The sequence below is a fragment of the Enterobacter cloacae complex sp. IR53041 genome (genome assembly GCF_049238285.1).
GTDB classification, from domain to species: Bacteria; Pseudomonadota; Gammaproteobacteria; order Enterobacterales; family Enterobacteriaceae; genus Enterobacter; species Enterobacter roggenkampii.
The window spans coordinates 1-522 of the sequence record NZ_JBMKHB010000086.1 but is presented as its reverse complement, the minus strand read 5'-3'; the positions used below and the strand labels follow the sequence as shown (position 1 = coordinate 522).

1 rRNA gene is annotated in these 522 nt (G+C 53.4%); it reads left to right on the top strand.

From position 1 onward, the window contains the following. A 16S ribosomal RNA gene (locus ACOTXF_RS23785) occupies positions 1-522 on the top strand; the annotation flags it as partial.

Genomic DNA, 522 nt, shown 5'->3' with positions numbered 1-522 from the left:
TTGGTGCCTTCGGGAACTCTGAGACAGGTGCTGCATGGCTGTCGTCAGCTCGTGTTGTGAAATGTTGGGTTAAGTCCCGCAACGAGCGCAACCCTTATCCTTTGTTGCCAGCGGTTCGGCCGGGAACTCAAAGGAGACTGCCAGTGATAAACTGGAGGAAGGTGGGGATGACGTCAAGTCATCATGGCCCTTACGAGTAGGGCTACACACGTGCTACAATGGCGCATACAAAGAGAAGCGACCTCGCGAGAGCAAGCGGACCTCATAAAGTGCGTCGTAGTCCGGATTGGAGTCTGCAACTCGACTCCATGAAGTCGGAATCGCTAGTAATCGTAGATCAGAATGCTACGGTGAATACGTTCCCGGGCCTTGTACACACCGCCCGTCACACCATGGGAGTGGGTTGCAAAAGAAGTAGGTAGCTTAACCTTCGGGAGGGCGCTTACCACTTTGTGATTCATGACTGGGGTGAAGTCGTAACAAGGTAACCGTAGGGGAACCTGCGGTTGGATCACCTCCTTA